This is a genomic window from Actinopolymorpha rutila, from assembly GCF_013407855.1.
GTDB classification, from domain to species: Bacteria; Actinomycetota; Actinomycetes; order Propionibacteriales; family Actinopolymorphaceae; genus Actinopolymorpha; species Actinopolymorpha rutila.
The window spans coordinates 1,983,092-2,000,438 of sequence record NZ_JACBZH010000001.1 but is presented as its reverse complement, the minus strand read 5'-3'; the positions used below and the strand labels follow the sequence as shown (position 1 = coordinate 2,000,438).

Annotated in this window: 19 protein-coding genes and 1 tRNA gene; 6 read left to right on the top strand and 14 right to left on the bottom strand. The window is 70.4% G+C overall.

From position 1 onward, the window contains the following. Positions 1–12 precede the first annotated feature (12 nt). Positions 13–354 (bottom strand): DUF6191 domain-containing protein, encoded by a 342-nt coding sequence (locus tag F4554_RS08945; RefSeq protein ID WP_179786954.1) that lies wholly within the window; start codon positions 352–354, stop codon positions 13–15. 138 nt (positions 355–492) lie between these two features. Here F4554_RS08945 and F4554_RS08940 point away from each other — a divergent pair, with 138 nt between their 5' ends. The 6 genes from F4554_RS08940 to F4554_RS08915 all read left to right on the top strand — a co-directional run bounded on the left by F4554_RS08940 (position 493) and on the right by F4554_RS08915 (position 5,552). Further along, positions 493–945: a TIGR03618 family F420-dependent PPOX class oxidoreductase gene (locus F4554_RS08940; protein ID WP_179786953.1), complete on the top strand. Its 453-nt coding sequence runs from the start codon at positions 493–495 to the stop codon at positions 943–945. Further along, positions 942–1,301 carry an MmcQ/YjbR family DNA-binding protein gene (locus tag F4554_RS08935; RefSeq protein WP_337795935.1) on the top strand — a complete coding sequence of 120 codons (360 nt, stop codon included), beginning with the start codon at positions 942–944 and terminating at the stop codon, positions 1,299–1,301. The genes F4554_RS08940 and F4554_RS08935 overlap by 4 nt, the downstream gene beginning before the upstream one ends. 441 nt (positions 1,302–1,742) lie before the next feature. Continuing rightward, positions 1,743–2,423, top strand: coding sequence for a GAF and ANTAR domain-containing protein (locus F4554_RS08930; RefSeq protein ID WP_179786952.1), 681 nt, complete (start codon positions 1,743–1,745; stop codon positions 2,421–2,423). 307 nt (positions 2,424–2,730) lie between these two features. Continuing rightward, on the top strand, positions 2,731–3,600 hold the full coding sequence (locus F4554_RS08925; RefSeq protein WP_179786951.1) for a TIGR03621 family F420-dependent LLM class oxidoreductase: 870 nt from the start codon (positions 2,731–2,733) through the stop codon (positions 3,598–3,600). Positions 3,601–4,169: 569 nt separating this feature from the next. Next, entirely contained in the window at positions 4,170–4,961 is a 792-nt protein-coding gene (locus tag F4554_RS08920; RefSeq protein WP_179786950.1) for a methyltransferase domain-containing protein, read from the top strand. A 165-nt stretch (positions 4,962–5,126) separates the two neighbouring features. Further along, complete coding sequence (locus F4554_RS08915) at positions 5,127–5,552, top strand: tyrosine-type recombinase/integrase (RefSeq protein ID WP_202889215.1); 426 nt, start codon at positions 5,127–5,129, stop codon at positions 5,550–5,552. Here the strand turns inward: F4554_RS08915 and F4554_RS08910 are convergent. From F4554_RS08910 to F4554_RS08850, 13 genes are all read right to left on the bottom strand, one after another. Further along, positions 5,544–5,616: transfer RNA gene (locus F4554_RS08910), tRNA-Ala, on the bottom strand. The genes F4554_RS08915 and F4554_RS08910 overlap by 9 nt on opposite strands. A gap of 136 nt (positions 5,617–5,752) precedes the next feature. Next, positions 5,753–6,391, bottom strand: coding sequence for a histidine phosphatase family protein (locus F4554_RS08905; RefSeq protein ID WP_179786949.1), 639 nt, complete (start codon positions 6,389–6,391; stop codon positions 5,753–5,755). Beyond that, positions 6,388–6,852 (bottom strand): ribosome silencing factor, encoded by a 465-nt coding sequence (rsfS, locus tag F4554_RS08900; RefSeq protein ID WP_179786948.1) that lies wholly within the window; start codon positions 6,850–6,852, stop codon positions 6,388–6,390. Before rsfS ends, F4554_RS08905 begins: the two co-directional genes overlap by 4 nt. Positions 6,853–6,929: 77 nt before the next feature. Next, complete coding sequence (gene nadD, locus F4554_RS08895) at positions 6,930–7,532, bottom strand: nicotinate-nucleotide adenylyltransferase (protein ID WP_238341246.1); 603 nt, start codon at positions 7,530–7,532, stop codon at positions 6,930–6,932. 47 nt (positions 7,533–7,579) lie between these two features. Next, the gene (locus tag F4554_RS08890; protein ID WP_179786947.1) at positions 7,580–7,720 is read right to left on the bottom strand and encodes a hypothetical protein; all 141 of its coding nucleotides are present in this window, start codon (positions 7,718–7,720) and stop codon (positions 7,580–7,582) included. A gap of 76 nt (positions 7,721–7,796) precedes the next feature. Next, positions 7,797–9,089 (bottom strand): glutamate-5-semialdehyde dehydrogenase, encoded by a 1,293-nt coding sequence (locus F4554_RS08885; RefSeq protein ID WP_179791391.1) that lies wholly within the window; start codon positions 9,087–9,089, stop codon positions 7,797–7,799. A 73-nt stretch (positions 9,090–9,162) separates the two neighbouring features. Then, entirely contained in the window at positions 9,163–9,519 is a 357-nt protein-coding gene (locus F4554_RS08880) for a hypothetical protein (RefSeq protein WP_238342553.1), read from the bottom strand. 25 nt (positions 9,520–9,544) lie between these two features. Then, positions 9,545–10,696 (bottom strand): glutamate 5-kinase, encoded by a 1,152-nt coding sequence (gene proB, locus F4554_RS08875; protein WP_337795932.1) that lies wholly within the window; start codon positions 10,694–10,696, stop codon positions 9,545–9,547. Positions 10,697–10,703: 7 nt separating this feature from the next. Then, a complete protein-coding gene (gene obgE / locus F4554_RS08870; RefSeq protein WP_179786946.1) occupies positions 10,704–12,065 on the bottom strand; it encodes a GTPase ObgE in 1,362 nt (453 codons plus the stop codon). 122 nt (positions 12,066–12,187) lie between these two features. Further along, on the bottom strand, positions 12,188–12,442 hold the full coding sequence (gene rpmA / locus F4554_RS08865) for a 50S ribosomal protein L27 (RefSeq protein ID WP_179786945.1): 255 nt from the start codon (positions 12,440–12,442) through the stop codon (positions 12,188–12,190). Positions 12,443–12,499: 57 nt separating this feature from the next. Continuing rightward, positions 12,500–12,811 (bottom strand): 50S ribosomal protein L21, encoded by a 312-nt coding sequence (gene rplU / locus F4554_RS08860; RefSeq protein ID WP_179786944.1) that lies wholly within the window; start codon positions 12,809–12,811, stop codon positions 12,500–12,502. A gap of 200 nt (positions 12,812–13,011) precedes the next feature. Further along, positions 13,012–15,852 carry an Rne/Rng family ribonuclease gene (locus F4554_RS08855; RefSeq protein ID WP_476495491.1) on the bottom strand — a complete coding sequence of 947 codons (2,841 nt, stop codon included), beginning with the start codon at positions 15,850–15,852 and terminating at the stop codon, positions 13,012–13,014. 690 nt (positions 15,853–16,542) lie between these two features. Continuing rightward, the gene (locus F4554_RS08850; RefSeq protein ID WP_202889214.1) at positions 16,543–17,337 is read right to left on the bottom strand and encodes a TIGR03936 family radical SAM-associated protein; all 795 of its coding nucleotides are present in this window, start codon (positions 17,335–17,337) and stop codon (positions 16,543–16,545) included. Positions 17,338–17,347 lie beyond the last annotated feature (10 nt).

Below are 17,347 nucleotides of genomic sequence, written 5' to 3'. Positions count from 1 at the left end.
GGACGTGCCGCGCTACGGGCGCTGGGAGCGGCTCGCCGGACCGTTGTCGGAGTCGGGACCGGAGCGGGTTTGGGACCTGTCCGGCCGGAGTACGACCACGCCGCGGTCCAGGTCGACGCCGAGTCCCGGCGGGGCGCCCTGGGGATCCTCCTCGCGGATCAGCGAGACCGACTCCCGGTGCTCGAGTTCGGTCCGCTTGGTGGCGTGGAACAGCGCCGTGAACTCGTTCAGGTACGTCGACGACAGCGGTGTCCCCTGCCTCCTGCCACGGCGCTGCTGCACCTTGTCGTACGCCCAGAAGACGACAAGGAGGACGACGACCGCCGGAATGGTCAACCCGAAGACCAGCTCCACAGGGTCACGGTAACCGGCGATCGGGCGATCGGTGTCCGGAAACGCGACGTAACTCCGCCCGGGTGTCGGTGGCCGCTCGTAGGCTCCAGACGTCGGTCCGGTGTGCAGGGGCAACGGTGGAGAAGGGCGTACGCAACCATGAACGATCTCACCGCGTTCGCGGAGCTGATCCCGGTCGACCACGGCCTGTGCGTGCTCAGCACGTTGCGGCGCGACGGCGGCATCCAGTCCTCGGTGGTCAACGCCGGGGTCCTGGAGCACCCGCTGCGAGGCGGGCAGGTGGTCGGGCTCGTCGCCATCGGCGGCTCCCGCAAGCTGAGCAACCTGCGAGCCGATCCTCGGGCCACGGTCGTCGTCCGAACCGGCTGGCAGTGGGCGGCGGTCGAGGGAGACGTCGACATCATCGGTCCCGACGACCCGCATCCCGACGTCGACGGCGAGGCACTTCGGTTGCTGTTGCGGGATGTCTTCTCTGCCGCGGGTGGCACCCACGACGACTGGGACACCTACGACCGGGTGATGGCACAGGAGCGGCGGGCCGCCGTGCTCGTCGTACCCCGCCGTGTCTACACCAACGCCCAGACGTCGTGACCCGAGACGACGTACTCGCCGCCTGCGCCGGGATGCCCGGCGCGGTCGAGGACTATCCCTTCGGCGAGGGCGTGGCGGTGTTCAAGGTGGGCGGCCGGATGTTCGCCCTCGTACCCCTCGAGGGCAGCCCGAGCACGAACCTCAAGTGCGACCCGGACCTGGCGCTGGAGTTGCGAGCACGCCTCCCGTCGGTCCGCCCCGGCTACCACCAGAACAAGCGGCACTGGAACACCGTCGAACTGGACGGCTCCGTCGACGACGACGAACTGCGGTGGATGATCGACCATTCGTACGAACTGGTCGTCGCCAAGCTCCCCAGGTCCGTCCGCGCCCGCATCCCCACCCACCGACGATGACCGTCAGCTTGTGATCGACCGCATGGCGTCATGTCAACTCGCCGTTGTCACGGCTCAATTCGACGTGCGAACGGTGCAATGGCCGTTGTGGGCCACATTCCACTTCATGATCGATACCGATGTGCGCGGTTAGACCACGGTGGAGTAGCGTTCGGGCACCCGATCCGCTGGATCACATCACTGCACCCGGCGCTCCCCCGTCGCTGGCGAGCGGTGACCTCCGTGTGGTCCAGCGGATCGGGCTCAGCGCAGCGACCGCGCGCCTCACCTGAGTATCAGCTTGCGTTCGGACACCCGTTCGAAGGTGCACCGACGCCGTCAAATCCCCGTTAGCGAGTGGGATGAACCCGGTCTAGTCTTCCGGAAACCTCGACCGAGGCCACCGAGTTCCCGGTGGTGGGAACGGCGAGGAGAATCCGACAGCAGCGTTGGGATTTGTTGATGGACGGGGCAGACGATCAGCGGCTCGCGGATGCGCTCGACGGGTTGACCCACGCCCTGTGGACCCACGAGTCACCCGAGTCATCGCTCGCGTGGCTGACCAGGGCGGCCGTGACGGCGGTGCCCGGCGCGGTGGCGGCAGGTGTCACGCTGCGAGACCAGAAGGGTGCGCTCGAAAGTTTCGCGGTCACCGCCGACTTCGTGATGGAAGTGGACGCGGTGCAGTACCGCTTCGGCGAGGGACCCTGCGTGGCGTCGTTGCGCCATGGGCCCGTTCACCTGGTCAACGACATGGCGGCTGATCCGCGATGGCCGACGTTCGCCCCAGCGGCCGTGGCGCTGGGCGTCGGCGGCATGCTGTCGGCGCACATGTTCGACTGGGACGGCATGGCCGGCTCCCTGAACTTCTACGCCGACCGCCGGGACGCGTTCGCCACTGGTTCGGAGTACGCCGGTCGCATGTACGCGTCCCAGCTCGCCATGGCGTTCGCCCTCAGCAGACGGACGACGCGGCTGCGGGACGCCCTGACCAGCCGGACCGAGATCGGCGCGGCGCTCGGGATCCTGATGGAGCGGCACCAACTCGACAAGGAACACGCATTCGACCTGCTGCGGAAGCGTTCCCAGAGCCGCAACGTCAAGTTGCGGGAGGTCGCCCGGCAGGTCATCCGGCTGCGGTAGAACACGGAACTGTCCGAGTTGGAGATCGACCTCTGACCTTCCAGGGTGGCCAGGGCCATCGCGTTGGGCGTTGCGGCGTCAGCCGGCGGTGGAGTTCTGGTGCCGCGCAGGAAGTTCCTCGAGTAACCCGAACCTGTCGGCCAGGTCGCAGCCGGACGGTCGCTACGACTCGGTACTCCCTCCCGCCAGCCATGGCTTGATCCTGTCAGTCGGGCGCCGTCTCGTGAGGTGGACCACGGGGTGGCCGCGGCTCATAGTGACGTCGAGGACCACGGGCAGTCGCGTTGCGGTACGGGAGGGGTGCGGCATGGCTGTGAATCGGCGGTTCCGCTTCGGAACGGGCTCCTACACGACAGCGAACCTGGCGGAGTTTCAGGACAACGCTCGGCGAGTCGAGACGCTGGGATACGACATCTTTCTGAGTGCTGACCACTTCAACCAGGACATGTTCCCGGTTGGCCCCGGCTTGGTCGCCGCCGCCTGCGCGACCACGACGCTTCGGCTCGGGAGCTTCGTCTACTGCAACAACTTCCGTCACCCGGCGTTGCTCGCCCGGGAAGCGGCGGCTATCGACGTGCTGTCCGGGGGACGGCTGGAGTTCGGGATCGGCGCGGGCTACTACCAAGTCGAGTACGACCAGACCGGCATCACCCTGCCCGACCGGCGTACACGCATCGACAGCCTGCGCGAAGCCCTGGCGATCGTGAAGGGACTGTGGGCGGACGAGCCGTTCACGTTCGACGGCGAGCACTACACGATCACCGAGATGGAGGGCTGGCCGAAACCCCTGCAGCGGCCGCGCCCACCAGTCCACATCGGCGGCGCCGGCCGAAGAATCATGAAGCTGGCGGCGTCCGAGGCCGACGTCGTGGGCATCCTCGCTCCCTCGCTGACGACCGGGCTCGCCCTGGGGGACGAGACCGATGCCGGCATCGCCCAGTCGGTGGGCTGGCTCCGTGATGCCGCCGGTGAGCGGTTCGACGACATCGAACTCGGCGCACTGATCTGGTACGTCATGGTGACCGACCATCCGGAGTCCGCGGCCGAGGTGGCGGCGTCCCGGTGGGGCGTGTCGGCCGAACAGGTCCTGGCCTCGCCGTACTTCCTGCTCGGAAGCGTGGAAGGAATCATCGAGCAGGTTCAGGCCCTCGGGTACGTCACGGCATCAGCTACCTGAGCGTGTTCCCCGAATGCCTGGAGGCGTTCGCCCCGGTCGTCGACAAGCTGGCCGGGACCTGAACGACCAGCCGACGTACGTACGCACGGCGCCGGTCTCCACGCCAGCAGCGGGTGATCGTGATCGGATACCTCTGGCCGGCCTGACGCACCTTGGAGTGCCGGTGGCTCCGATCGGTTCTACGGCCGGCCTACTCCTGACGCTCGGGCAGGCGTGGGTGCTGGGTCGGGTAGATGGCGGCCATGAAGGCGTGAGCTTTCCCTGGTCGGCGCTGGGTAGCTGGGAGAATTCGCGGACCAGTTGCAGTACCCGGTCCCAGAAGTCGTCGGCGTGTTCTTCGCTGATCCAGGCATAGCGCCTGATCGCGCGGAGTTGGTCAGCCTCATGAGCGGGGATGGTTTCGGCCGCGATCCGCAGGCACACAGTCGCTCGTCGACGAGTTGGTGGGTGAAGGCTGCGAGCCAGTCGGCGTCTGGTGTGGTGACGATTACCACCCGTGATCGTGTTGGCTAGCGGCACCGAACTGTCAGTACCGCTGGTGTCCGCTTGGCTGTAGCAGGGAGTTAAACGTGCAGGACATTGTCGTCGACCCCTGTGCCCATAATCGGGCAGCCTGGGACAAGTATGTCCACGAGGGCAACGAGTGGACGAGGCCGGTGAGTTCTGAGGATGTCGAGCGCGCCCGCATGGGCGACTGGTCGATTGTTCTCATCGGGCGTGAGCCAGTCGACCGCTCCTGGCTGCCGACGGACCTGACCGGCAAGGACGTGTTGTGCCTGGCCTCCGGCGGTGGCCAGCAGGGTCCGATCCTCGCCGCCGCAGGAGCGCGGGTCACCGTGTTCGACAACTCGCCCCGCCAGCTCGGCCAGGACCAGATGGTGGCGGCGCGCGACGGACTCGAGCTGCGCACCGTCCTGGGTGACATGCGCGACCTCAGCGCCTTCGGCAACGCAGCATTCGACGTTGTGTTCCACCCGGTCTCGAACCTGTTTGTACCTGGCCTGGCACCGGTGTGGCGTGAGTGCTTCCGCGTCCTGCGGCCGGGCGGAACTCTGCTCGTGGGCTTCCTCAACCCTGATGTGTACTTGTTCGACCACGAGGCCCTCGACGAGCGCGGCGAACTGGTCGTCGTGCACAAGCTGCCGTACAGCGATGTCACGCAGTATTCCGCCGAGGAACGCGCCACGAAGTTCGGCGCGGATGCCCCTCTTGAATATAGTCACACCCTCACCGACCAGATCGGCGGGCAACTCGCCGCGGGGTTCGTTCTCACCGGCTTCGCAGAAGCACCGCACCAATCCGACGCATCCGCCCAATACATGTCGAACTATTTTGCGACGCTGGCGGTCAAGCCAGGCTGACCCAGCCGCGGCGCCGGCCGAGACGGCCGTGAACAACAAAATGCCATTCGGAGATTGGCCTGGTTATTCGATGTGGCCAATCTCCGACTGGCCAAGTGGAGCGCTGTGCCAGCCGACCCCCACTAACTTCGCTGCCCCCGATTACCTCGCTGACGTCATCCGGGGTTGGGCTCGTCGGTTTGGAGCCGGCCCGATCCGCACGGGCTGGTGTTCACCACTCGCTACGGCAGTCCGATCGAGCCGAGGAACTTCAGCCGCAGCTTCACCAACCGTTGTGCGACGGCCGGCGTGCGGGTGATCCGACTGCATGACACTCGGCACACGTGCGGGTCGCTGCTGGCTGCTCTCGACGTACATCCGCGGGTGGCGATGCAGATCCTGAGACACAGCAAGATCGACGTGACGATGGAGATCTACACCCACGTTCCATCGGAACTGACCGTGCCGCGCTCAAGAAGCTGGCCGACAGCCTCGGAGCGGAGGAGGCGCTGTCGTGAGGGCTGGGACCTTAACTGCTGTACGGCGCGAAAGAAGGCCGGTCCCGATGTGGGAAACCGGCCTCTGACGTGCGGTCTTACTGTGTGGAGCTGAGGGGATTCGAACCCCTGACCCCCTCCATGCCATGGAGGTGCGCTACCAACTGCGCTACAGCCCCTTCGCCCGTGTGGGCGCGGCCCACTCTATCTGGTCCGCCCGGCACAGGCGAAACCAGGGCACCCCCGGAGATCCCGACCGTCTGCCACCCACCCCGGACCGACGTCGAATCTACCCGGATCTGCCCGGCCGGGGTCTCAGCGGTCGTCGCTGAGCACCGGCTCGGGCAGGGTGCCGGCGTTCCACTCCACGATCCGCCAGCCTCGCCGGCCCTGCTCGCAGACCACCCACGAGCAGTTGCTCAGCCCGCCGAACGCGTCCCAGTGTGCCGGCGCGAGACCGACAAGTCGGGCGATTCCGACCCGGGTGGCCAGGCCATGTGAGGCGACCACGATGGTCTCGCCATCGGAGACGAGTTCCGTGGCCCGCCGGAACGCCTTCTCCGCGCGTTCGGCGACCTCGGCGACCGTCTCGCCGTCGCCGCCGCGCCGGACGTCCTCCCCCGCCTCCATCCGGGCGTGGAGGTCGGGGTGGCTGGCGGCGAACTCCACCTTCGTCATGCCGGCCCAGGACCCGACGTGGATCTCCCGCAGGTCGGGGTCGTACGACACCTCCAGCCCTGTGAGCCGGGCCAGCGCCGCCGCGGTCTGGGCGGCCCGTTGCAGGTCGCTGGCCACGATGGCGGCTGGGCGCAGGGCCGCGAGCCGGACTGCGGCGGTCTCGGCCTGCCGCAGCCCCACCTCGTCCAACGGAATGTCGGTCTGCCCCTGGAAGCGGTCCGTGAAGTTCCACTCGGTCCGCCCGTGCCGCCAGACCACCAACCTGCCGGCGGTCACGCGTCGGTTCCGGTGGGACGCGGTCCCTCCGCGCCGGGCAGGTCGTCCGGCATGTCACCCGGCATGTCTCCGGCCAGGTCGCGAGGCCCGGCTCCGACGGTGACGGCCTCGGGGAGCTTGATCTCGGGGCAGTCCCGCCACAGTCGTTCGAGCGCGTAGAAGGCGCGCTCCTCGACGTGCTGGACGTGAACGACGAGATCGCCGTAGTCCATCAGGACCCAGCGGTTTTCCCGGTCGCCCTCGCGGCGGGACGGTTTGAACCCGGCGGCGGCCAGTCGGTCCTGGATCTCCCGGACGATGGCGCCGACCTGACGGTCGTTGGTGGCAGAGCACAGAAGGAACGCGTCGGCGATGGCGAGCCGCTCGGAGACGTCGAATGCGACGACGTCGCGGGCCAGCTTGTCAGAAGCGGCCCGGGCGGCCAGCTGTGCCAGCTCGACGGCTTCGGTCGTTGCGGGCACGAGGTCCTTTCTCGCCGATTCCGGGGCAAGCGTTTCGGAACGGCGTATCTGTTCGGCGTAAGGTCCACTCCAGGATCTCACGGCTTGAGGTACATCCGCCTCTTGTTGATGTACTGAACGATGCCATCGGGGACGAGGTACCAGATGGGGCGACCCGCCGCGACGCGTTCGCGACACTCCGTGGAGGAAATGGCCAGCGCCGGGATCTCCAGGAGCGTGACGGCGTCCTCGGGAAGCTCGTCGATCTCGAAGGTGTGGCCGGGCCTGGTGCATCCGACGAAGTGCGCCATCTGGAACAGCTCGTCGACGTCACGCCAGGTCAGGATCTGGGTCAGCGCGTCCGCGCCGGTGATGAAGAAGAACTCCGCGTCCGGGCCCCGCGCGGCCCGCAGGTCACGCAACGTGTCGACGGTATAGGTGAGACCCGGCCGGTCGATGTCGACCCGGCTCACCGAGAACCTCGGGTTGGACGCGGTGGCGATCACCGTCATGAGGTAACGGTCCTCGGCCTCCGCGACCTGCCGGGCGCCCTTCTGCCAGGGCTGGCCCGTGGGCACGAAGATCACTTCGTCGAGGTCGAAGTCGGCCTGGACCTCGCTCGCGGCCACCAGGTGGCCGTTGTGGATGGGGTCGAACGTGCCGCCCATCACGCCCAGTCGGGGACGTCGGTCGCTCACCAAGCCCTCCGGACCGCCGGGCTGTGCGTACGCATCTGCCGTCGTCGGACTCAGGCGTGCGGTCGACCCTTGCCGAAGGCGAGGGTGATCGCCAGGAGGGTGGCCAGGATCAGGAAGGCGATGAGCCCGAACACCGGCCCTGGAAAGGGCAGCTTCGGACCTTCCTGTGCGAGAACTACGAGGGACGCCATGGCCGCAAAGCCTACCCCGCAGCCCTCCGGTCGCGGCGCCCGGCCGCCGGCAAGGGCCCCGGGCAGCCGGCCGGGGTCAGCCGCGGATCTGCCCCTCGCCGACCACGACGTACTTGGTGGAGGTGAGCTCGGGCAGGCCCATCGGCCCACGGGCGTGCAGCTTCTGGGTGGAGATGCCGATCTCGGCGCCGAACCCGAACTCCCCGCCGTCGGTGAACCGGGTCGAGGCGTTCACCAGCACCGCGGCGGAGTCGACCGCCTGGACGAACCGGCGGGCTGCCGGTTGCGAACGCGTGATGATCGCCTCGGTGTGGCCCGAGCCGTGCCGGCGGATGTGCCGGCAGGCGTCCTCGAGGGAGTCGACGACGGCCGCTGCGAGGTCGAGGGAGAGGTACTCGGTGTCCCAGTCGGCGTCGGTGGCCGGGACGACCTTCTCGTCGTACGCCGCGACCCGTGCGTCCCCGTGCACCGTCACCCCCGCGTCGCGCAGCGCCGCCAGCGCACGCGGCAGGAACGCCTCGGCGGCGTCGGCGTGCACGAGCAGCGTCTCGGCGGCGTTGCAGACGCTCGGGCGCTGGGTCTTCGCGTTCAGCAGGATCGAGAGGGCCATGTCCAGGTCGGCCTCGGCGTCGACGTAGACGTGGCAGTTGCCGACCCCGGTCTCGATGACCGGGACCGTGGAACCCTCGACGACGCTGCGGATCAGGCTCGCGCCGCCGCGCGGGATGAGGACGTCGACCAGTCCGCGCGCCCGCATCAGGTGCCCGACCGACTCGCGGCTGTCACCGGGTACGAGCTGGACCGCGTCGGCGGGCAGTCCGGCGTCGACCAGTGCCTTCCGGAGTACGTCGACGATCGCGGCGTTGGACTCCCGCGCCGAGGAGGAGCCGCGCAGCAGGGCGGCGTTCCCGCTCTTCAGGCACAGGCCGGCCGCGTCCGCGGTGACGTTGGGACGGGCCTCGTAGATGATTCCGACCACGCCGAACGGCACTCGCACCTGGCGAAGCTCCAGGCCGTTCGGCAACGTGAAGCCGCGGACCACCTCACCCACCGGGTCGGTCAGCGCGGCGACCTGGGTCAGGCCGTCGGCCATCGCCGCGATCCGGCCCTCGTCCAGCCGCAGCCGGTCGATGATCGCGTCCGGCGTTCCGGCCGCACGGGCCCGCTCCACGTCGGCCGCGTTGGCGGTGACGATGCTCGCCGCTTGGGCGCGCAGCGCGGCCCCCATCGCGGCCAGGGCGGCGTCCTTGTCGGCGCGGGACCGGCCGGCCAGATCCACGGCGGCCTCCCGGGCACGGGCCGCGGCGTCGAGGACAGCCGCGCGCTCACGGTCGGTGTCGGCGCCTGCGGTGCCGGCGTCGGCGTTCACGGAAGCAGTCACGCTTCCGATCCTATGGCGTGTCCCTCGGACCAGACGGACAGGTTGAGCGGGCCGCGAAGCGTCAGTACGGGCGGACGCTGCCGATGCCCGCGAACGGCGGCGGTGCGGTGCCCTCGTCCACGCGCATGGTGAAGGTGTCCCGGTCGAGCACCTCCAGGCCGATGACCTCCCACTGGGGCAGGCCGGCGCTGTCGCGGTGCTCGGTCCACAGCCGCAGTGCCAGCGAGGCCGCGTCCAGGATCTCGGTGGCCTGCTCCCAGTAGCGCACCTCCGCCCGGTCCTCCTGGAAGCGCACGGTCAACAGGAACGGCCGCTCCTCCACCAGGCGTTCAAGCCCGGCGCGTACTTCGTCCGGATCGTGGGGGTCGCCCGCCACCGTCACGGTGATGTGCCACATCCGCGTCTCGTCGGAGCTCACACCGCCGCCCTCCTTAGTGCGTGATTCAGGTGTGCGCGATCGTACGGTCGCGTTCGGGAATTAGCACGAGGTCGTCGCGGTGGACGACCTCGCGTTCGTAGGCGGGGCCGAGCTCACGGGCGAGGTCCCGAGTGGACCGGCCGAGCAGGTCGGGAAGCTCGCGGGCGTCGAAGTTGACCAGCCCGCGGGCGACAGTACGACCCTCTGGATCGACCAGATCGACCGGATCCCCCACTTCGAAACTGCCGTCCACCGCCACGATCCCAGCCGGGAGCAGGGACGCGCGGCGCTCGCAGACCGCGCGCACCGCGCCGTTGTCGAGCCGGAGCCGGCCGCGCGGCGTGGTGGCGTGCGCGAGCCACAGCAACCGGGTGGGGCGACGCCGGCCGGTCCGGTGGAAGTGGGTGCCGACGCGTTCACCGGCCAGGGCGCGGCCCGCGTCAGCGGCGTCGGAGAGCACCACCGGTACGCCGGCCGCGGTCGCGATCCGGGCGGCCTCCACCTTGGTCGCCATGCCGCCGGTGCCGACGCCGGACCGGCCGGAACGCCCGAGCGACACGTGCTCGAGGTCGGCGTCGCCGCGTACTTCTTCCACCCGCGCGGTGCCGGGCCGGCGCGGGTCACCGTCGTAGAGGCCGTCGACGTCGGACAGCAGGACGAGCAGGTCGGCGTGCACCAGGTGGGCGACCAGTGCGGCCAGCCGGTCGTTGTCGCCGAACCGGATCTCCTCGGTGGCCACCGAGTCGTTCTCGTTCACGATCGGCACCACGCCGAGCTCCAGCAGTCGCGCCATCGTGCGGTAGGCGTTGCGGTAGTGGGACCGCCGGGTCACGTCGTCGAGGGTGAGCAGCACCTGCGCGACCCGGAAGCCGTGCCGGCCGAACGCCTCGGTGTAGCGGGCCACGAGGAGCCCCTGGCCAACGCTCGCCGCCGCCTGCTGCGTGGCCAGGTCACGCGGGCGGGTGCGCAACCCGAGCGGCGCGAAGCCGGTGGCGATCGCGCCGGAGGAGACCAGCACGATCTCGGTGCCGGCGGCACGGCGGGTGGCAAGTGCGTCGACGAGCGCGTCGATGCGGTCCTGGGCGATGCCGCCGCGCGAGGTGGTGAGCGAGGACGACCCGACCTTGACGACCACCCGTTCGGCGGCCGTCACGTCGGTGCGCAGCCCTTTGGTCACCGGCCGGTCACCGGCCGTCCAGGCGGGGATCGCTACCGCGCGGACCCTGCAGCAACTCCGCACCGGACTCCACGCTGGGATCGAAGTCGAACACCACGGCGTTGTCCTCCGCACCGATCGCCACCGCGTCGCCGCGCTGGGCGCCCAGCTTGCGGAGCTTGTCCTCGACGCCGAGGCGGTTGAGCCGGTCGGCGAGGTAGCCGACGGCCTCGTCGTTGCTGAAGTCGGTCTGGCGTACCCACCGCTCGGGACGGCGGCCACGCACTCGCCACACGTCGCCCTCGCGGGTGACGGTGAAGTCGGACTCGTCGACGGCCCGGGGACGGATCACGATCCGGGTGGGCTCGGCCGGCGGGGCCGCAGCACGTCGGCCCTGGACCAGGCGTGCCATGGCGTACGACAGCTCGACGAGGCCGGCGTGTGTCGCGGCGGACACCTCGAAGACGTGCAGGCCACGAGCGGCGAGCTCGGGCTTCACCAGCTCGGCCAGGTCCTGGGCGTCGGGCACGTCGACCTTGTTGAGTACGACGATGCGCGGACGATCCTCCAGCCCGCCGTGGGCGGCGAGCTCCCCCTCGATGACGTCCAGGTCGGATAGCGGGTCGCGGCCCGGCTCCAGTGTCGCGCAGTCGATCACGTGGCACAGCGCGCTGCAGCGTTCGACGTGGCGGAGGAACTCGTGGCCCAGGCCCCTCCCCTCGCTCGCGCCCTCGATCAGGCCGGGGACGTCGGCGACGGTGAACGTCGTGTCGCCCGCGGTCACGACGCCGAGGTTGGGGACCAACGTGGTGAACGGGTAGTCGGCGATCTTCGGCCGGGCTCGGGACATGGCGGCGATCAGGCTGGACTTGCCGGCACTGGGGAACCCGACCAGTCCCACGTCGGCGACGAGCTTCAGTTCCAGGACGATGCTGCGACGGTCGCCGGGCTCACCGAGCAGTGCGAATCCCGGAGCGCGGCGGCGGGCCGAGGCCAGCGCGGCGTTGCCCAGGCCGCCGTTTCCGCCGGCGGCGACGACGTAGGAGGTGCCGGCGCCCACCAGGTCGATCAGCACCTCACCGTCGGTCGTCCTGACGACCGTGCCGTCTGGCACCCGCAGCACGAGGTCGTCACCGTCGGCGCCGGCGCGGTTGCTGCCCTGACCGGGACGGCCGTTGGCGGCTCGGCGGTGGGGTGCGTGGTAGTAGTCGGCCAGGGTGGTGAGGTTGGGCGCGACCTCGAGGACGACGCTGCCGCCACGGCCGCCGTTGCCGCCGTCCGGGCCGCCGAGGGGCTTGAACTTCTCCCGGTGAACCGAGGTGCAGCCGTGACCGCCGTCACCGCCGGCCACGTGGAGCGTCACCCGGTCGATGAACGTGGGGACCGCCACGGCGCACCTCCTCCCTGCTGGAACCGCCGACTGGACCGTCGCGGCCAGTCGCGTGACCGCTGGTCAAACAGGTACGGGGCGGGCCCAGATGGCCCGCCCCGCCCACATGTGTCCGGGTGTGCTTACTCGCTCGGGAGGATGCTGACGGTCCGACGACCGCGGCGGCTACCGAACTCCACGGTGCCGGCCGACAGCGCGAACAGCGTGTCGTCGCCGCCCCGCCCGACGTTGAAGCCCGGGTGGAAGTGGGTGCCGCGCTGGCGGACGATGATCTCACCGGCGCCGACGAGCTGGCCGCCGTAGCGCTTGACACCGAGTCGCTTGGAGGTGGAGTCGCGCCCGTTCCGCGAGGACGAAGCGCCCTTCTTGTGTGCCATGAGATGTCAGCCCTTGGTCTTCTTCGGTGGGTTGGTCCGCAGGTGGTGCCTGCCGAACTAGCCCTGCTTGATGTCGGTGACCTTGACCTTGGTCAGCGCCTGGCGGTGACCCTGGCGCTTGCGGTAGCCGGTCTTGTTCTTGTACTTCAGGATATGGATCTTCGGGCCCTTGGCGGCACCGAGGACCTCAGCGGTCACCGAGACCTTGCCGAGCGCCGCGGCGTCGGACGTGACGCTCTCACCGTCGACGACGAGGACGGCCGGAAGCTGCACCGTCGAACCCGTCTGCTCGGCCAGTCGGTTGACCTCGAGGACGTCGCCGACGGCCACCTTGTGCTGCCGGCCGCCACTGCGCACGATCGCGTACACCGCTGGTCTCACTCTCTTCGGACGTTCGGGAGCGCGTCGCGGGGAACGGACGCGCGAAGATGGCGCGGACACCGCGCCGACGGATCAGACTACCGCAGGCCCTCGGCCTGGATCAAAGCCGGGCCACCCCGCGGATGCCGGTGGACCAGCCACCGGGCACCCGCACCGGGTGTTCCTGCTCTGACCGGGCACGTGCCGGCCTACTCCGCGGGTACTCGCCGGCGGCTGCGCCGACGTGCTGGACGACCACCGAAGTCCTCCGGCGACTCCTCCTCGGGGGCACCGGACGGCTCCTCGGACCTGCCGGTGGGCTCCGCGCCGTTGCGGGCCGCCTCCTCCTGTGCCGGCTGGGTCGTTTCCTGGGCTGTCTCCTGGGCCGGCTGCGCTACCTGGGTGGGCTGGTCGGCCTCGACGGACTGCGCGGGCGTACCGGCGGGCTCGGGCGTACCTGACTCATCGGGCGTACCGGACGTGTCGGGTGTGCCGGCAGCGGTCACGGAAGTCGCGTTCTCGGCCGCCTCGGAACGGGGTGTTCCGACGTCCACCCACTTGGCCACCGGTGCGGCAGCGGCCGGTGCGGCATCCGCCTGCTCGGCACGCGGCTGCTCGGCTTCCGCCGGCTGGGCCTCCGGCTGCTCGGCAGGCCGCTGGTCACCCTCGGTCTTCTCGGCCTCGCCCTCGGCGTCGGCGTCGACCGGCTCGGACTCGACCGGCTCGGACTCGACCGGCTCGGACTCGACCGGCTCGGACTCGACGGGCTCCGCGTCGACCGGCTCGGCATCGACCGGCTCGGCGACGCCGTTGCCGCCACCACCGCCGCCACGGCGCCGGCGGCGGGAGCGCCGGCTGGGCTCCTCCTCGCCGTTGGGCGACGACGGCGCCGCCTCGACGGGTTCGAGGCGGACCTTCACGCCGCGCCCCGAGCACGCCTCACACGGCTCGCTGAACGACTCCAGCAGGCCGGTGCCGATCCGCTTGCGCGTCATCTGGACCAGGCCCAGCGAGGTGACCTCGGCCACCTGGTGCTTCGTGCGGTCCCGGCCGAGGCACTCCACCAACCGGCGGAGCACGAGGTCGCGGTTGGACTCGAGCACCATGTCGATGAAGTCGACGACGATGATCCCGCCGATGTCACGCAGCCGGAGCTGGCGCACGATCTCCTCGGCGGCCTCGAGGTTGTTCCGGGTGACGGTCTCCTCGAGGTTGCCACCGGCACCGGTGAACTTCCCGGTGTTGACGTCGATGACGGTCATCGCCTCGGTGCGGTCGATCACCAGCGAACCGCCGGAGGGCAGCCACACCTTCCGGTCCAGAGCCTTCACGATCTGCTCCTCGACCCGGAACGACGTGAACACGTCGTCGGACTTCGACCAGCGTTCCAGCCGGTCGGCGAGGTGCGGCGCCACGTGCTCGACGTACCCCTCGACCATGTCCCAGGCCTCGTCACCGGAGACGACCAGGCGGGCGAAGTCCTCGGTGAACAGGTCCCGGACGACCTTGATGAGCAGGTCGGGCTCGGCGGAGAGCAGGTTGGGCGCCTGACCGTTGGTGGTCTTCTTCTCGATCGCCTCCCACTGCGCCTTCAGCCGGGCGACGTCGCGGGAGAGTTCCTCCTCGCTCGCGCCCTCGGCGGCGGTGCGTACGACCACACCGGCCTCGTCGGGAACGATGTCCTTCAGCAGTGCCTTGAGCCGGCTGCGCTCGGTGTCGGGAAGCTTGCGGCTGATGCCGTTCATCGAGCCGTGGGGTACGTAGACCAGGTAGCGGCCGGGCAGGCTCACCTGGCTGGTCAGCCGGGCGCCCTTGTGGCCGATCGGGTCCTTGGTCACCTGGACCAGCACGCTCTGCCCGGACTTGAGCGCGAGCTCGATCCGGCGGGGCTGGTTCTCGTGGCCCAGGCCGTTCCAGTCGACCTCGCCCGCGTAGAGCACCGCGTTGCGGCCGCGGCCGATGTCGATGAAGGCCGCCTCCATGCTGGGCAGGACGTTCTGAACCCGCCCGAGGTAGACGTTGCCGATCATCGACGACTGCGACTCGCGGGTGACGTAGTGCTCGACGAGTACGTCGTCCTCGAGCACCGCGATCTGGGTCCGGTCACGCTGCTGACGGATCACCATCGTCCGCTTGACGGCCTCGCGGCGGGCCAGGAACTCCGACTCGGTGAGGATCGGCGGCCGGCGACGGCCGGCTTCGCGGCCCTCGCGACGGCGCTGCTTCTTGGCCTCCAGCCGGGTCGACCCCTCCAGGGCGCTCGGCTCGTCGTCACCCTTGCGGGGTTCGCGCACCTTGACGACGGTGTGCTCGGGGTCGTCCGGCGAGGCGTCGGTGGACTCACCGCGCCGGCGGCGCCGGCGACGGCGGCGACGCGAACCAGCACCGTCCTCGTCGGAGTCGTCCTCGGAGTCCTCCGACTCCGCGCCCGGAGACTCCGCCGCTCCGTCGGCGCCGGCCTGAGCGGCCTCGTCGGAGGTGGAGTCCGCGGTGGAGTCGTCGTCGGTGCCGTTCTTGTTCCTACGGCGTCCGCCGCGACGGCGGCGGCGACGGCGGCCGCCCTCGGACTCCTCGCCGTCGTCGGAGTCGTCGCTGTCAGCCTCGTCGGTGACGGGTTCGGCCCTGCGGCCGCGCCGACCCCGGGTGGACCTGCCGGCGCCGTCGGCCCCGGCGCTGTCCGCCTCGGCGGCCTGGTCCGGCTGGCCCTGCTTGTCGGTGTCCGCCTGATCGGTCCTGGCGGTCTCGGCGGTCTGGTTGGTCTCGGCAGCCTCCGCGGCCGCTCCGCCGCGGGTACGCCGGCGCCGCGACGGCTTCTGCTCACCGGACTCGGCCGGCTCCCCAGCGGGGGTCTTCTCGGCGGGAGCCGTCGACGGAGTCTCGATCGCCGGCGGCTGGAACAGCACGGTCGGCGGCTGGAAGGCCACTGCGGCCGGAGCCTCGGGGCCGCCCTGCGGCTGTCCGGTGGATCCGGTGGACTCGGCAGGCCGGTCGCGCTCGGGGGGACCGGCGGGTTCGGCGGGTTCGGCGGGCTCGGTCGAGCCGGCCGACACCTGTGCTGCCCGCTCGGACGGGGCCTGCTGCTCGGCCGCGGACTGGACCTTCGCCGGCTCGCCGCTCGCGGCCGGCGCCGCCTCGGCCGGGGCGGACGTCGCTACGTCCTCCGGCGGGGCGTTCTCCGGCTGGATGTTCTTCGGCGCCGCGGCCTTCTTGGCCCGGGTGCGCTTGGCGGCGGCTCGCTTGCGCGGCGCCGGCTTCTGCTCCTCGGCCGCACCGTCAGCCGCGCTGTCGGGCGCGCCGTCAGCCGTACCTTCGGCCGAACCCGACGGGGACTCAGCGTCCGCGGTGGCCTCGGCCGGCGCGGCGGCCTTCTTCGCCCGGCTCGCGCGCTTACGGGTGGTGCGCCGCGGCGTGGTGCTCGACGCCTCCGGCTCCTGCGGCGGGCCGTCTGCCTGCGGCGGCGAGCCACCGGTGTCGGCAGCGGGTCGATCGGAGTATTCGGGTGTGGCGCCCGTTTCGGCGCCGGGCTCGTTTTCGAGCAAGTCTGTCTCCTGTCAGCCCCCGGGCTGGTGAGCCGCGCGGAGGCCCGTGTCGGTCGCCGGGGCCACCCGCAGGCGGCTCCGACGTAAGTCGCTTGTCAGTCCCGACCGCGAGCCGTGGCTTCGCATCGGAACCGCGACGGCGCCTTCGCCACGGCGCCGCTCCCGGGTCGGCGTCCCAACCGCGTCAACGGCTCCTGTCACTCACGAGGTGACGGAAGCGTCGCGGTCGGGGGCCAGCGGGTCGCCCACGGTGCCGGACTCCTCGTCCCACGGGCCCTGGCTCCGCCGGGTCATGCGATGTGGTGGCGGAAGCTCGAGCCCTGACGCCAGGCGGAGCCCAGCGAGGACGTCGTCGGGTCGCACAGCGGGCGTTCCGTGCCGCACGACCACCTGCAGTATCGCACAAGGAATCGAGAGGTCGGTCGCTCCGCCGGACGGTGCGCCCCCGGCCGGTTCCGGCCGAGCCAGGTCGAGTCGCCGGACGGCGTCCCGAATGTCGAATACGCGAAGTCCGTTCTTGGTGAGGCGTTCCACCTCCACCACGTCGCGGGCGAGGAACGCCTCGACCGCCGCGGCCAGGTCGTCGGCCGCCTCCAGCGGGCAGGCGATCTCCCAGAACGACGCCTGCAGGCGGTCCGCCAGCGCGCCCGGGCCTGCCTCCACGACCTCCAGTACGTCCAGCCCGTCGGGCAGCGCGGCATCCAGACCGGTACGCAGCGCCTGCGGGTCGCAACGCACAGCGACACCGAGTTCGGCGTACTCCGCCTCACTGGCGGCCCCGGTCGGCGCGGCGCCCGCGTAGGAGATCTTCGGATGCGGACTGAAGCCGGCGGAGTATGCGATGGGTACGCCCGCCCGGCGGACGGCACGTTCCAGCGCTCGCTGGAAGTCGCGGTGGCTGGTGAACCGCAGCCGCCCCCGCTTGGCGTACCGGAAGCGCAACCGCTGCACGGTCGGCGGGGTGTTTCGGTCGGGTGGCTTCGGTGTCCGGCTCATCTCGCCGCAG

Excerpts from the sequence above, each read along its gene's own strand:
- F4554_RS08925 (WP_179786951.1), top strand. The coding sequence starts at position 2,731 with ATGGCTGTGAATCGGCGGTTCCGCTTCGGAACGGGCTCCTACACGACA.
- rpmA (WP_179786945.1), bottom strand. The coding sequence starts at position 12,442 with ATGGCACACAAGAAGGGCGCTTCGTCCTCGCGGAACGGGCGCGACTCC.
- F4554_RS08940 (WP_179786953.1), top strand. The coding sequence starts at position 493 with ATGAACGATCTCACCGCGTTCGCGGAGCTGATCCCGGTCGACCACGGC.
- F4554_RS08850 (WP_202889214.1), bottom strand. The coding sequence starts at position 17,337 with ATGAGCCGGACACCGAAGCCACCCGACCGAAACACCCCGCCGACCGTG.
- F4554_RS08930 (WP_179786952.1), top strand. The coding sequence starts at position 1,743 with ATGGACGGGGCAGACGATCAGCGGCTCGCGGATGCGCTCGACGGGTTG.
- F4554_RS08890 (WP_179786947.1), bottom strand. The coding sequence starts at position 7,720 with ATGGCGTCCCTCGTAGTTCTCGCACAGGAAGGTCCGAAGCTGCCCTTT.